The following is a 13,932-nucleotide window of genomic DNA, read 5'->3' on the forward strand; positions in this document are numbered from 1 at the left end:
ACAAAAATGGATTACAAGTACGGACATTTCAATTCCGACGGCACCGAGTTCATCGTTACCCGTCCCGACTGCCCGAGAGCGTTCGACAACTTCCTGTTCAACGAGTGCTCGCAGGCGAACGTCGAGCAGACCGGCATCGGCTGGTTCGACTACCAGATAGGCGACAAGGAAGCGGTTCAGCTTTACACCGGCATCGGCCGCATCTGCGACTTCGACGTTTTCGGCCGCGACCACCTCATGAGCCGCCTCATCTACATCCGCGACAACGAGACCGGCGAATTCTGGACGCTCAACTGGGAGCCGATAAAGGCGAAGTATGAGAAGTACGAATGCGTCCAGGGGCTCGGCTATTCGATAATCCGCAATCAGACCAACGGCATCGCCGCCGAAATGACCGTCTTCCTGCCCGTCGGCCCCGTGCCCGCGGAGCTCTGGAAGCTTTCCTTCGAGAACGTCTCCGGCAGAGAGCGCGACATCTCCGTTTTCTGCTATAACCAGTATCAGTTTTCTTTCAAGTGGGGCTTCGACAGCTACGGCGATATGATCTACCGCAGCGTCGTCTTCGACAAGGAGAACAACGCCATCGTCGCCACGAAGCACCCCTTCATCAAGCCGCATAACCACCTGACCGCCTTCTTCGCGTCGGATGAAAAGATCGCCGCGTTCGACGGCAGCCGCGCCGCCTTCGTCGGCAGATACGGCTCGCTCGCCGCGCCGGACGCCGTCGCCGCCGGAAGCTGCACGAACACCGAGGGCTCCGCGGAAGCGACCGTGGGCGCCGCGCAGTATAACTACAAGCTCGCCGCCGGCGAGAAGAAGAACGTCGAGATCGTCGTCGGCGTCGTCGATTCGCCCGCCGAGGTCAAGGCGTTCAAGGATAAGTACATAGGCAAGCTCGATTCGCTGCTCGCCGAGGTCAAGGCGTACTTCGCCTCCGTCATCGGCAAGAACAAGGCGACGACTCCGGACGAACACTTCGACCGCCTCATCAACGTCTGGGCGAAGCAGGCGAACCTCTACGGCGCCGCCTGGGGACGCTGGGGCTACAACGGCTACCGCGACATCGTTCAGCAGGGGCTCGGCTGCGCGGCGCAGACTCCCGCCCGCACCCGCGAGATCCTCGTAGAAGCGCTCAAGCGCCAGTATTCGAGCGGCCTCGCCGTCCGCGGCTGGAACCCGATAGACGAAAAGGCGTATTCCGACAGCGCGATGTGGCTTGTCTTCACCCTCATCGCGTACCTGCGCGAGACGGGCGACTTTGACCTGCTGAAAGAAGAGGTCCCGTTCTACGACGGCGGTAGCGCCACCGTCCGCGGCCACATCGACCGCGCGCTGAACTTCCTCGAGAGCAACAAGGGCGCCGACCGCCTGCTGCTTATCAAGTTCGGCGACTGGAACGACTCGCTCACCGGCACCGGCAAGGAGGGCAGAGGCGAGAGCGTCTGGCTCAGCATCGCCTACGTCGAGGCGCTGACCGAAATGGCGGCGCTCGCGAACTTCCTCGGCAAAAAGGACGCGGAGGCGGACTACCTCGCGCGTATGGAGGATATGAAGGCCGTCATCAACGAAAAAGCGTGGGACGGCGACAGATACATCCGCTGCATCGACGACTACGGCAAGAAGGTCGGCGCCGCCGGCGCGAAGGCCGCCGAGATCTTCATGGAGCCGCAGTGCTGGAGCTTGATCTCCGGCGTCGCGACGGGCGAACGCGCCGAGCAGGTCATCAGGACCTGCGACCGTCTGCTCGGCAGCAAATACGGCTACCTGCTGCTCGCGCCCTGCTTCCGCGAATTCGATCCCGGCATCGGCAGGATCAGCAGCATGGAGCCCGGCATCGCCGAGAACGGCACCATCTATTCACACCTCAATATCTGGATGATCCTCGGCCTGCTCCGCATCGGTAAGGGCAACCTCGCCTACGAGCTCTTCAAGAAGGTCTCGCCCGGCTACCTCGTCTCCGCGGACGACAACAAGGATAACAACCCGCCCTTCATGTACGCCAACTGCTACTTCGGGCCCGACCATAAGAACAGCGCGTACATCACCGAGTTCACCTGGATCACCGGCTCGGTCGCGTGGTTCACCACCGTTCTGCTGAACGAGATGCTCGGCGTCAAGCCCGATTTCGGCGGCATCGTCATCGATCCCTGCCTGCCCGCCGAGTTCAAACACTGCACCGTCAAGCGCGTCTATCGCGGCGCGGAATACGACATCACGATCGAGAACCCGAAGGGGCTCGAGAAGGGAGCCGTTTCCGTCACCGTCGACGGCGAAGCGATCGAAGGCGCGCGTCTGCCGCTGTTCGAGGGCGGCAGGCACGAGGTCAAGGTAACGATTTCGTGATCTTTGAATAGAATAAAAAGAAAACGCATTTTTAGGGAGTGATTTGCATGAAAACCGTTAAAACGGCCGAGCTTTTCGACCTGACGAAGTCGCGCGCGGGGAGCTGGCTCGAAAACTTCGAGCGTCCGTGGGAGGCGCTGAGCGGAATAAAGGAATTCCTGCTCGCGCTCGGGGCGACGCTGTCGGCGGACGAGTTCGACAACCCGTCCGAGGGCGTCTGGATACATAAGACGGCGAAGGTAGCGCCAACGGCGTTCATCGGCGCGCCCTGTATCATCGACGAGGGGGCGGAAATACGCCATTGCGCGTTCATCCGCGGCTCCGCGCTGATCGGCAAGGACGCCGTCGTCGGCAACTCCGTAGAGGTCAAGAACGCGATCCTCTTCGAGAAGGCGACGGTGCCGCACTTCAACTACGTCGGCGACAGCATCATGGGCTGGAAGGCGCACATGGGCGCCGGAGCCGTCACCTCCAACGTCAAGAGCGACAAGACGCTCGTCGTGCTTCACGGCGCCGACGGGGGCGATATCGAGACCGGGCTGAAAAAGTTCGGCGCGATGGTCGGCGACGGCACCGAGGTCGGCTGCAACAGCGTGCTGAATCCCGGCTCGGTGCTCGGCAAAAACTGTATAGTATATCCCACCTCCTGCTTCCGCGGCGTGCTCGCCGCGAACAGCATTTACAAGGAGAAGAACAACGTGACCGAGAGGAGATAGTATGGGCCGACTTTTCGGAACCGACGGCGTTCGCGGCGTAGTCAACAAGGAGCTGACCGCGGACCTCGCCATGAAGGTGGGCAACGCCGCGGCGCGTGTGCTCACGGATGCGGACGGGAAACGCCCCGTCATCGCGCTCGGTATGGACACCCGCATAAGCGGCGACTTCCTCGCCTCCGCGCTCGCGGCGGGCATCTGCGCCGCCGGAGCCGACGTGCTTCAGCTCGGCGTCGTGCCGACCCCCGCGGTCGCGTACCTCGTCGGCAGGTACAAGGCGGACGCGGGCGTGATGATCTCCGCGTCGCACAACCCCGCGGAGTATAACGGCATCAAGATTTTCAGCGGCGACGGCTACAAGCTGCCCGACCTGCTGGAAGAGAAGGTCGAAACGCTCGTTCTCGGTAACGAGTTCTACGCCTGCGACGGCGCCTCGGTCGGCAGGATCTCGCGCGCGGAGAACGCCGTGGCGGACTACGTGGAATACCTGAAGTCCACCGTCGGCGGCGGCTTCAAGGTGCGCGCGCTGATCGACTGCGCGAACGGCTCCGCCTCCGTGACCGCGCCGGTGCTTTTCCCGTCGCTCTGCGACTGCGACGTCATCTTCGCGGAGCCGGACGGCGTGAACATCAACGCCGGCTGCGGCTCGACGCATCTGGATAAGCTCTGCGAAAAGGTAGTCGCCGGCGGCTACGACCTCGGCATCGCCTTCGACGGCGACGCCGACCGCTGCCTTATGGTAGACGCGGCGGGCGAGGTCGTGGACGGCGATATGATCATGGCGATGGCCGCCGTCGATATGAAGCAGCGCGGCACGCTGAACAAAAACACCGTCGTAGGCACTATAATGACCAACTTCGGCTTCAACCGCTTCTGCGCGGAGAACGGTCTCGCCTTCATTCCCACGAAGGTCGGCGACCGCTTCGTGCTCGAGGAGATGCTGATAAACGGCTACTCCCTCGGCGGCGAGCAGTCCGGACACATCATCTTCAAGGAATTCGCCACGACGGGCGACGGGCAGCTTACCGCTCTGCAGGTGCTGGATATGCTCACCCGCAGCGCCGCGCCCATCGGGCAGCTAAAGCGCGTTATGACGCGCTATCCCCAGCATCTTATCAACGTCCGCGTCACGCCCGCGGGCAAGGAGCGCCTCTTTACCGACAAGGTCGTCCGCGCGGCGATCGACGGAGCGGGGAAGGAACTCGGCGACGACGGCAGGATCGTCGTGCGCGAGTCCGGCACCGAGCCGCTGATACGCGTTATGGTCGAGTGCGGCGACGAGGAGAAGGCGCAGCGCGTTGTCGCGCAGGTCGCCGACACCGTCAAAGAGCGTCTCGGCGAGAAATAGGAGGCAGTTATGGAAAAACTCTGTTACGGCTACAAAGGCAACATAAAGGTCGAGGTCTTCGACAGCTACGAAGGGCTTTCGGAAGCGGCGGCGGATTACATCGCCGCGCTGATGCTGGATAAGCCGGATATCATCCTCGGGCTCGCCACCGGCTCCTCGCCGATCGGCATCTACGACGCGCTGACCCGCAAATACGTGGCAGGCGAGCTGGATTTCTCCGCCGTCCGCAGCTTCAATCTGGACGAATACTATCCGCTTTCGCCGGAGAACGACCAGAGCTACCGCTACTTTATGAATAAAAACCTCTTCGACCGCGTCAACATCGACAAGTCGAACACCCGCGTGCCCAGCGGCGTCGCCGAGGACGTGGAAAAGGAGTGCGCCGAATACGACGCCGCGCTCGCCGCGGCGGGCGGCACGGACGTGCAGGTGCTCGGTATCGGATGCAACGGTCACATCGGCTTCAACGAGCCGGACGGCTTCTTCACCGCCGCGACCCACAAGGTCGCGCTGACCGAGAACACGATAAAGGCGAACGCCCGCTTTTTCGAGAGCGAAGCCGACGTTCCGCGCTTCGCCGTCACGATGGGCATGGGCGCGATAATGTCCGCCAAGCGCATCGTCCTCGTCGCCAACGGCGAAGCGAAGGCGCAGGCGATCGCGTTGATGCTGACCGGCGGCGTCGACCCGCTCTGTCCGGCGTCGATACTGCAGCTCCACCCCGACGTCAACGTCTTCATCGACAAGGCCGCCGCAAAGCTTCTGTAACAGCGGCGACGCCTCCCCTGTGCAAGGGGAACCCTGATACGTTAAAAAACCGCTTCCCGATATCGGGAAGCGGTTTTTTTCATCAGCTCACGCGAAGCGTGAATTTAGCTCGGCGAAGCCGAATTTAGCCGGCGCTTTGCGCCGATTCAGCTCGCGGGCAACGCCCGCGAATTTAGCTGCGAGCGCAGCGAGCTTACGCCCACGGATCCTGCGACTTCGGCTTGCGGATGCCGGAGAGCAGGCCTTCGTACTCCCACAGGAACCACTGCTCGCCCTTCTGGCGAAGCACGAGATAGCGTTCGCTGTCGGCGCCGCCGGAGCAGACGAAGAGCTTGACGTAGCCCTCGTTATCGAAGGAGTAGGGGTTGGTGAAGAAGGTCACCTTGAAGGGCTCGGCGGGGGTGTAGTCGTTGCCGGGGACGGCGCCTTCAAAATAGGAGAAGGGTACGTAGGTGCTGCCGTCCATGAAGCGGTCGCGCAGGAACTGCTTGTTGAGCGGGCTCAGCGGCTGGGGTCCCTTGAGGAAGTCCAGCATCTGTGTGCCGATCTCGGGCGCGGCGGCGTAGGCGCAGAGCGCGCAGATTGACATAGCCGCGGTTTTGAAGGGGGTGTCGAGCGCGCCTTCGGGCAGCGCCTTCATCTCGTCGACGCTTTCGGGCAGCGCGGCGAAGGTGAAGGTCTCGGTCTTCTGCTCCTTTTTGAAGCCGCCGGCGACGTTCTCCGCCGCTTTTTTCAGGGAATCGAAAATGCTCATGGTGTTTTTCCTTTCTGTATTTTGAATTGCGGTTATCGCGTTTCGGTCTGTCATTCCGAGCCGCGGACGCGCCGGCGGGGAATCCCCGTGCAGCCGTCTGCAAAAGGCGCGGGGTCACTCGCTTCGCTCGGGATGACGGCGGGGAAAGTTCGCTTTACTGCTGAAGCGAACCGGGGCTTGCCAGCTTGGCGGCGACGCGCAGTATCGCCAGCGCGTCGGAAACCGTGACGTGTCCGTCGCCGTCGGTGTCGCCGATTTCGACTGAAGCGGCGGTTTCGGGCGCGAGCTTGGCGGCGATGCGGAGCGCAGCGAGCGCGTCGTCGACCTCGATCTTGCCGTTACCGTTGAAGTCGCCCTTCAGGGCGCCGGCGGGCGCTACGCTGACCTTGATGAAGACGTCGATGTCGCCGTTGTAGTCTTGTGTTCTCCATGTGATTAAGTCCGCTTTTGCGCCGTTTACCGTCACGGTCGGGAGGTTGTCGACGTCCCATTCGCAGCCGGAGCAGTTCTCGATATTGAACCAGAGGTAATACTGTACGTCCGCCGAAAGCGGCTCGTCGCTGCCGTTGAGCGCTGTGAAGGCGCCGTATTCGTCAAAGAAGCCGATGCAGGTGTAGACGCTGTCGTCGGCGTTGGCATTGCAGTAAACGTACCAAGTTTCACCCGGGCGGTATGATTCCGTTCCGTGAACCGAGATCAGCGAGTCGCGGAGCGCCTGTGTGGCTTCTTTTCCGGTCGTCGCGGTCGTGAGCGCGACCTGAGCCGCGTCATATTCGACGTTGATGCTCGACGGGATCGGGACGCCGGGGCCGACGGTGATTTTTGCGACCGCGAATTTCGTGGGGTCGGCGACGGAGCGCGCGGTGACGGTCAGGACCTTTTCCCCCTCGTTCACCGAAACGTTAAGGTGAGCGGACGATCCGAAGGCCGTCAGTTCGGTTTCGGTATCCATGCCGTCTCCGTCGAGCGTCCATTCGACGTCGAGCACGTCCGTACCGGTGACGGTCGCTTCGATATCCAGCGCGCCGCCTCTCGGAACGACTGCTTCGGAAACGTCGAGCGTAACGCTGTCGATGCCGACGGGCTCGTCAATGAGCGTTACCTGCGCCTGCGCCCACGCGGTCGAATAAGCGGAGGACGCTTTGACGAGGATGAGGTCCGCGGTCTCGTTTGCGGCGACCGTGAGCAGGCCGTCGGAGCCGACTCGCGTAGACGCGCTTTCGGCGCCGATGACCGTCCATTCGGCGGCGCTGGAGGTGCCGAGCACTTCGAGCGAGAACTGCTTTTGCGTTCCGCGCTGAACTATGGCGTGATCGGGATTTACTTTGACTTGCGCGACGGCGTGGCCGTTATCGTCGAGCGGCGCCTTGACGAAGACGTCGATATCGCCGGTTTCGTCACGGTTTCTCCATTTGACGTCGGCGGGTTCGCCGTTGACCGTCACGGCCGGCAGATTGTCTACGTCCCAGATATAACCGCTCGTGTTCTCGACGTTGAATTCGTAATAATACTCTCTGTCTGCGGTCAGGTACTCTTCCGAATCCGCAAGACTGCAGAAACGGTCGTCTTCGAAATATCCGAGCGAGGTGTATTCGCTGGCGTCCGCGTTCAGATTCGCGTAAACGTACCAGCCCTGATCGTCGCCGTAATAGTCGGTGCTCTTGAGCGAGGTGACGGCGCGCCTCAGCATTTTGGATACGTCTTTGCCGGTCAGGCGGGTGGTGGCGATTACCATCGAAGGATCGTAGGTGATGTTGAAACTCGATTCAACCGGCTTTCCGCCGTCCGCGAAGACCGCGAGCGGAGCGATGCCGGAGAGCATCGCGAGCGCGATTATAATTGAAAGAATGCGTTTCATTTTTTCCTCCGTAATTATGGATGCCTTCAATTGCCTTCTAAAAACTCACCCCAGGCTGCTCGGGTCGGCGAGCTTGGCGGCGACGCGGAGTATAGCCAGCGCGTCGTCGACCTCGACCTTGCCGTTGCCGTCGATGTCGCCTATCGCGATCGCTTCGGGCGTTTCCGCAGCCAGCTTCGCGGCGATGCGGAGCGCGGCGAGCGCGTCGTCTACCTCGATCTTGCCGTTACCGTTGAAGTCGCCCTTCTGTGCCGCGGAGCCGCCCATCGGCAGAAGGATCGGGTTTTCCATCTCAAAGACGTAAAGCACGACGTACTTGTCGCCGCCGATATTGGCGTTGCGGTAGAGATCGTAGCTGTATCTGCCGTAACCCGGGAGGTTCAGAAAGCCGGTGGCGTAATCGTCGGAGTTGTAGTTGCCGGGGAAGGTCGCCTCAAAGGAGGCGCCGTCCTCGAGGGAAAAGCGGATCACGGCGTTGCTGCCGTTGGCGTCGGGGCCTCTTACGACGTCGTAGCTCATCACGAAGAGATCCTTCGAGAGGACGTAGACGTTCGCGTAGTATCCGGCCATGTTCAGCGTCAGCGCGTTGTAGCCGTAGTTGCTGATATACGCGCTGCCGAAGACCTCGACGCCTCTGAAGACGCCGTTGTTGGCGGAATAGTCCCAGGTCTCGCGCGTGCCGTCCTTATACGTCACGTTGAGAACGAGCCCGGCGAGGTCTTCGGGAAGGACCACGGAGTTGAGACCGAATACGGTTTTGTCGGGATCCTTCGCGACGGTGACGCGCTTGACGTCGTTCTCGTGGAAGGTGACGGTCACTTCGGCGCTGTAGCCGCCGTACCAGAGCGTAGCGACGTTTTCGCCGACGACGGGGGCGCTTTCGAGCGCATAGTCGACGTAGAAGCCGTCTATATATCTGTTTTCGTCGGTGAAGTTGATGATCTTATAGGTGTTGTCGGTATAATTGACGCGGAGCCGAGCGCCTTTGATCGAGAGACCGACCTCGCCGATATAATAGTTGAGGCGGTCGGGCTGCCTGAGCAGCTCGACGCTCTTGATCGTGGATTCGACGCCGGTGACGTCGAAAGTGCATGTCAGGCCGCAGAAATCGATCATGATCGTGTTCGCGCCGACTTTGAGCTGCCACTCCGTGAAAGAATAATAGTAATAACGCCCGAGTATCTGATTGTCGTAGCTGTCGTCGAAGGTGTGATCGTAGTATGCGCCGTTCTTGTAGTGCACGCGCAGCACGCCGCCCGCGAGTTCGGGGTTGGGGAAGAAGCCGTTGGGCGTCGTGTCATAGACCGTCTTATCGGGGAGTTTGACCATCTCGATGGATTCATAGGGGTTCTCGATGCCGGTGACGGTCAGCTCGGCGGAAACGCCGTTAGCGAATCTCACCGATACCTCGTTTTCGCCGAGGGCGTATTCGTCCGGCATGGCGAACTGCTGGAAGAGCGGGTGCATCGGGGAGTCGCCGCGGAAGTTTACCGTTTCGACCGGCGAGCCGTTTTTATAGAGCTGGACGAGCATACCGTCGGGGTAGAAGGAATGGTCGTCGACGCCCACGATATATTCCGAGCGGTAGGGCATGCGCGTGACGCGCGCCTCGTCGAAGTAGTAGTCGCGAACGCTGATGTCGTAGTAGAATTCGTAGCCGTAGCAGCTGAGTCTGACCTGATTGGCGTAGCCGGGCTGGAGCTCGTTTACGAATTCGCGGCTGCAGTTGACGCCGTCGGGGGAGCCGACCTCGGTGTAGCCGCCGGACGCGGGGATCCAGGTCGCCTTGTCGCCGTTCTTGTAGCTGATCTCGAATACGGCGCCCGTGATGTCGGGGGACCAGTCGGTGGGCAGGTAGGTCGTCTTCGTCGGATACTGCTTGAGGGTGACGCTTTCAACGTCGGAATAGGTAGCGGTGACGGTCACGCTGCCGGTTTCGCTGCCCCATTCGCCGATATAGAGGTAGACGTCGGTCCTGTATCCGACGGGGCAGTAGCACTTGAAGTCCTGAGTGTTGTCGCCGTCGTCGTTATACGCTATCTCGTTGCCTTCGCCGTCATAGACTCTGACAAAAAGATCGAGGTCGCTCGACGACTCGAAGACGTAGATGCCTTCTGCGCCGGAATAGAAGTCGATATAGACTCCTTCGCCGGTGAAGTTGAAGGTGAAGCTGCCCTCCGGGCGCAGCGGCTCGCTGTTGATGCAGCCCTCCGGCGGGAAGTCGTTTCCGCCGCCGGCGAAGACCGCGAGCGGCGCGGCTCCGATGAGCATTGCGAAAGTGATAATGATCGAAATAAGACGTTTCATAAAAAGTCCTCCTGTGTGTTAGTATATACCATATGAATTATATCACAAATTTTCGCAAATGTATAGTCAATTATTTTAATATGGAAGAAAACGTGCGATCGCGGGTATCGGCGGCGTGGCGGAACGCGGCGCGTTTTGGAAAAATATATTGACAAATTGACGCGCGGATAATATAATAACGCTTGTCGCCGGTGTAGCTCAGTCGGTAGAGCAGCTGATTTGTAATCAGCAGGTCGGGGGTTCAAGTCCGTCCACCGGCTCCAAATATCAGAGGGCGGGTCATAGACCCGCCCTCTGATATTTATTATAAGTTGTGAACGGACTTGAAACGAACTCCGGTTCGCCGCCGCTGACGGCGGCGGGCGAATCGGCAGCAACGCTCCGGGGGAGCGTTGCGCAAGGGAGAAGAAAGTCCGTCCACCGGCTCCAACAAAAAACGCACTTTTGTCTACCAAGACAAAGTGCGTTTTTTGAATGAAGTCGCCCACAAGTGGGCTAATGAAGGAATGAAGACGCCAGCAGTTGCGAAGCAACTGCCGCTAATGAAGAAATGAAAATGGGAGAACGGGAGAAACAAGGGGCGGCTTCGCTTCATCAGGGCGAAGCCCGTCTTCATGGCGGCAACGCCGACGCTTCATTAACGAGCAAAGCGAGTGACTTCATTCTTTCCACCAACTGTCAGCAGTCGGAAGCCGAGGGCTTTTTTAAGTGAAATCGGTTGAAAAGTTCACGAAATTGTGCTATAATGAACGCGATAAATCAGAATTTGCGGAGGCATATTGTGTGTGTAATATGCGATAGAATCAACTGGATAAAGGAAGGCAGAAATCCATATTTTGTGCGTGAACTTGAAACCGGGTATGTCGTAATCGGTGATCACCAGCATTTTTACGGTTATACACTGTTTCTATGCAAAGAGCATAAAACGGAACTGCATTATCTTGATCGTGATTTCAAAATCAAATTTCTTGAAGAAATGTCCATCGTTCAGGAGGCAGTGTCAAAAGCATTCGGTGCCGACAAAATGAATTGTGAACTGCTTGGCAACGGAGATGCACATGTTCATTGGCATATTTTTCCTCGACGAAAAGATGATATTCTGCAATACAGACCGGATGGTTTGCCAGGTCCAGTGTGGTGGACACCGATTGAGGTAATGAACGATCCTTTGAATATGCCGTCGTCAGAAAAGCTCGAAGAAATGAAACTAGCTCTCAGAAAAGAAATTGATAAGCTGTGTTGATTTCGACGCGGATTTATGAAAAAACACAAATACATATTAAGACAAATCCCGGTTTGTCGAGCAGGCAGGCTCGCGTACCTTTTGGTCAGTTTTAGCTTGAAAATGTACCTTTTGGTCAGTCTTTGACATTCAAAAGAGCGATGCGAAAGCATCGCTCTTTTATAATTGAAATCCGCGCCGTCGGGTGATATAATGATAGAAACCGTTATTATATAAGGAGCCGCCTATGAGGTTATTCGTTGCCATAGAGTTCCCGCCGGAGATAAAGGACGCCCTTTCCGCCGCAATCGTTTCGCTGAAACAGCAGGGCGTGTCCGCGAACTTCACCCGCCGCGAAAATATGCACCTGACGCTCGCTTTCATCGGCGAGACACACCGCCTTGCCGAGGCGAAGGCGGCGCTCGATACCGTGAAAGCGCGCCCCTTCCGCGTCGCGCTCGGCGGCTCCGGCGCCTTCGGCGACCTGCTCTGGGCGGGACTCCGCCGCGAGCCCGACCTCGACTTCCTCGCCGCGAAGGTGCGCGAAGCGCTCAACGCCGCCGCCTTCGCGCTCGACCCGAAGCCCTTCCGCCCGCACGTCACCCTCGCGCGCCGCGCCGTCTGCGAGGGGAAACCGCGGCTCGAGCTGCCCGCCGTTTCCGCGCCGGTCACGGAGTTCGTCCTCATGCGCTCCGACCGCGTCGACGGCCGCCTCGTTTACACCCCCGTCTTCTGCAAAGCCCTCGGCTGACCGCTCCCGAAAAATTTTCAAAAAATTTTCTCCGCACCCCTTGACAAATCCGAAAGGGGTGCTATAATATGTCTCGGAAGGTCAAAGAAAGTCAAAGTCAAATAACGGAGGCGAAACGATATGGCAATGACCGACAGGATATACGCGATGATACGTGAGCTTATCGAAAGCGAGGGCGCCGCGGAGATCGCCCGCAACGAGCTCGCGGGTAAGCTCGGGTGCGTTCCGAGCCAGATAAACTACGTTATCTCCTCGCGCTTCACGCCGGAGCAGGGCTACATCGTGGAGAGCCGGCGCGGAGGCGGCGGCTACATCCGCATCAGAATGGTGGACGGCAGCCGCGACGGCTACCGGATGCATATAGTCAACAGCATCGGCGCATATATAGATATGAACTCCGCCTTCGCGATACTGCGCAACCTCGTCGCCAACGGCTGCCTGACCGAGAAGGAGGGCAAGCTGATCCTCGCCGCGCTCCGCAGCAGGAGCGTAGCGTCGCTTCCGCCGGAGACCGCGGGCGCGATCCGCGCCGACCTTCTCAAAAATATGCTCATGAATATTTAGCGCAAATCCTACATTATATAAATATCACTTGAAAGAGGTGTTTGATATGTTGTGTGAAAACTGCAAGAAAAGAGAAGCGACCGTCTTCTACGAGGAAAACATAAACGGCAAGAAGAAGAGCTACAAGCTCTGTCCCGACTGCGCGGCGGAAAAGGGAGTCAGCATCCCCGACTTCGGCAGGGAGATGCTGAACTTCGGCAGCGGTCTGTTCGGCGGCGGCCTTTTCAACGGCCTGCTGAACGCCGCGATGCCGTCCTTCGCGCTCGAAAGCGGCAGGCGCGAGCCCCGCGGCGAAAAGCGCTGCCCCGTCTGCGGCTCCACGCTCGCGGATATAACCCGCAACGGCCGCCTCGGCTGCGGCGAATGCTACAGCGTCTTCGGCGGCATGCCGCTGCCGAAGCCGAAGCGCGAGCCCGGCGAGGAACCGCCGAAGAACGAAACGCCTTCGCGCGAGGAGCTCGAGGCGCAGCTGAAAAAGGCCGTCGCCGAGGAAAACTTCGAGGAGGCGGCGCGCATCAGGGACGTGCTGCGCGGAAAGAACGCGTAAGCGCGATTTCCCGAACGCCGAAAAGGAGGAATGACTTATGTATAACAGAAGATTTACCGAAGAAGCGTCAAAGGCGCTTGAACTGAGCGTGCAGGCCGCGAAGGAGCTCGGCCACGCTTATATAGGCAGCGAGCACCTGCTGCTCGGACTGCTCCGCGAGGGCGGCTCCGTCGCCGCGAAGGTGCTTGAGAACAACGGCGTCACCGAAGACGCCGTCCGCGAAAAGATAGAAGCCGCCATCGGCAGGGGCGATCCTGCGCAGGTGGTCAACGCGGAGCTGACTCCGCGCACCAAGCGCATCGTCGAGCTTTCGCTCGCGGAGGCGAACCGCATGGGCAAGCAGCTCATCGGCGCCGAGCACCTGCTCATAGCGATAATCGAAGAGAACAACAACATCGGCTGCCGCATCATCAGCGAGCTTTGCGGAAACGTCAGCGCCGTTATGGAGGAGCTGCTTTCCGAATGCCGCGAGGCGTACGAGGAGGAGGCCGAGGAGGGCGAGCCCGAGGGAGGCGGCCGCAAGGCGAAGGGCGACGCGCTGAAAAAGTACAGCCGCGACCTGACCGCGCTCGCGGCGCAGGGCAAGATCGACCCCGTCATCGGCAGGGAGGAGGAGATCGAGCGTATCACGCAGATCCTCTCCCGCCGCACGAAGAACAACCCCTGCCTGATCGGCGAACCGGGCGTGGGCAAGACCGCGATCGCGGAAGGGCTTGCGCTGAAGATCGCCAACGGCGAAGTGCCGGAAATGCTCAAC

Annotated in this window: 12 protein-coding genes and 1 tRNA gene; 10 read left to right on the forward strand and 3 right to left on the reverse strand. The window is 59.7% G+C overall.

Going from position 1 to position 13,932, the window contains the following annotated elements; all coding sequences use genetic code 11:
* Positions 1 to 6: 6 nt before the first annotated feature.
* Genes IJL83_05180 through nagB form a run of 4 tightly spaced genes read left to right on the forward strand, consistent with a single transcriptional unit; the run spans position 7 to position 5,172 of the window.
* A complete protein-coding gene (locus IJL83_05180) occupies positions 7 to 2,343 on the forward strand; it encodes a hypothetical protein (protein MBQ6552988.1) in 2,337 nt (778 codons plus the stop codon).
* 47 nt (positions 2,344 to 2,390) lie between these two features.
* The gene (locus IJL83_05185) at positions 2,391 to 3,059 is read left to right on the forward strand and encodes a UDP-N-acetylglucosamine pyrophosphorylase (protein ID MBQ6552989.1); all 669 of its coding nucleotides are present in this window, start codon (positions 2,391 to 2,393) and stop codon (positions 3,057 to 3,059) included.
* Position 3,060: 1 nt separating this feature from the next.
* Positions 3,061 to 4,404, forward strand: coding sequence for a phosphoglucosamine mutase (locus IJL83_05190; GenBank protein MBQ6552990.1), 1,344 nt, complete (start codon positions 3,061 to 3,063; stop codon positions 4,402 to 4,404).
* A gap of 42 nt (positions 4,405 to 4,446) precedes the next feature.
* Complete coding sequence (nagB, locus tag IJL83_05195) at positions 4,447 to 5,172, forward strand: glucosamine-6-phosphate deaminase (protein ID MBQ6552991.1); 726 nt, start codon at positions 4,447 to 4,449, stop codon at positions 5,170 to 5,172.
* Between the two features lie 193 nt (positions 5,173 to 5,365).
* On the opposite strand, the gene IJL83_05200 is transcribed toward nagB, so the two are convergent.
* From IJL83_05200 to IJL83_05210, 3 genes are all read right to left on the reverse strand, one after another.
* Positions 5,366 to 5,926, reverse strand: a complete 561-nt coding sequence (locus IJL83_05200) for a hypothetical protein (GenBank protein ID MBQ6552992.1) — start codon at positions 5,924 to 5,926, stop codon at positions 5,366 to 5,368.
* A gap of 154 nt (positions 5,927 to 6,080) precedes the next feature.
* Complete coding sequence (locus IJL83_05205; GenBank protein ID MBQ6552993.1) at positions 6,081 to 7,784, reverse strand: hypothetical protein; 1,704 nt, start codon at positions 7,782 to 7,784, stop codon at positions 6,081 to 6,083.
* Positions 7,785 to 7,829: 45 nt separating this feature from the next.
* Positions 7,830 to 10,091, reverse strand: coding sequence for a dockerin type I repeat-containing protein (locus tag IJL83_05210; protein ID MBQ6552994.1), 2,262 nt, complete (start codon positions 10,089 to 10,091; stop codon positions 7,830 to 7,832).
* Positions 10,092 to 10,278: 187 nt separating this feature from the next.
* Here IJL83_05210 and IJL83_05215 point away from each other — a divergent pair.
* The 6 genes from IJL83_05215 to IJL83_05240 form a co-directional block, all read left to right on the forward strand.
* Positions 10,279 to 10,354, forward strand: a tRNA-Thr gene (locus IJL83_05215).
* Positions 10,355 to 10,872: 518 nt separating this feature from the next.
* Entirely contained in the window at positions 10,873 to 11,334 is a 462-nt protein-coding gene (locus IJL83_05220) for an HIT family protein (protein ID MBQ6552995.1), read from the forward strand.
* 226 nt (positions 11,335 to 11,560) lie between these two features.
* Positions 11,561 to 12,064, forward strand: a complete 504-nt coding sequence (gene thpR, locus IJL83_05225; protein ID MBQ6552996.1) for an RNA 2',3'-cyclic phosphodiesterase — start codon at positions 11,561 to 11,563, stop codon at positions 12,062 to 12,064.
* Between the two features lie 120 nt (positions 12,065 to 12,184).
* On the forward strand, positions 12,185 to 12,628 hold the full coding sequence (locus IJL83_05230) for a CtsR family transcriptional regulator (protein MBQ6552997.1): 444 nt from the start codon (positions 12,185 to 12,187) through the stop codon (positions 12,626 to 12,628).
* 46 nt (positions 12,629 to 12,674) lie between these two features.
* Positions 12,675 to 13,175 (forward strand): UvrB/UvrC motif-containing protein, encoded by a 501-nt coding sequence (locus IJL83_05235; GenBank protein ID MBQ6552998.1) that lies wholly within the window; start codon positions 12,675 to 12,677, stop codon positions 13,173 to 13,175.
* A gap of 37 nt (positions 13,176 to 13,212) precedes the next feature.
* Positions 13,213 to 13,932 (forward strand): ATP-dependent Clp protease ATP-binding subunit (locus tag IJL83_05240; protein ID MBQ6552999.1); only part of this gene is annotated, 720 nt, incomplete at its 3' end.

Source organism: Clostridia bacterium (assembly GCA_017438525.1).
Taxonomy (GTDB): Bacteria; Bacillota; Clostridia; order Oscillospirales; family RGIG8002; genus RGIG8002.

Excerpts from the sequence above, each read along its gene's own strand:
- IJL83_05180 (MBQ6552988.1), top strand. The coding sequence starts at position 7 with ATGGATTACAAGTACGGACATTTCAATTCCGACGGCACCGAGTTCATC.
- IJL83_05185 (MBQ6552989.1), top strand. The coding sequence starts at position 2,391 with ATGAAAACCGTTAAAACGGCCGAGCTTTTCGACCTGACGAAGTCGCGC.
- IJL83_05190 (MBQ6552990.1), top strand. The coding sequence starts at position 3,061 with ATGGGCCGACTTTTCGGAACCGACGGCGTTCGCGGCGTAGTCAACAAG.
- IJL83_05200 (MBQ6552992.1), bottom strand. The coding sequence starts at position 5,926 with ATGAGCATTTTCGATTCCCTGAAAAAAGCGGCGGAGAACGTCGCCGGC.
- IJL83_05205 (MBQ6552993.1), bottom strand. The coding sequence starts at position 7,784 with ATGAAACGCATTCTTTCAATTATAATCGCGCTCGCGATGCTCTCCGGC.
- IJL83_05210 (MBQ6552994.1), bottom strand. The coding sequence starts at position 10,091 with ATGAAACGTCTTATTTCGATCATTATCACTTTCGCAATGCTCATCGGA.
- thpR (MBQ6552996.1), top strand. The coding sequence starts at position 11,561 with ATGAGGTTATTCGTTGCCATAGAGTTCCCGCCGGAGATAAAGGACGCC.
- IJL83_05230 (MBQ6552997.1), top strand. The coding sequence starts at position 12,185 with ATGGCAATGACCGACAGGATATACGCGATGATACGTGAGCTTATCGAA.
- IJL83_05235 (MBQ6552998.1), top strand. The coding sequence starts at position 12,675 with ATGTTGTGTGAAAACTGCAAGAAAAGAGAAGCGACCGTCTTCTACGAG.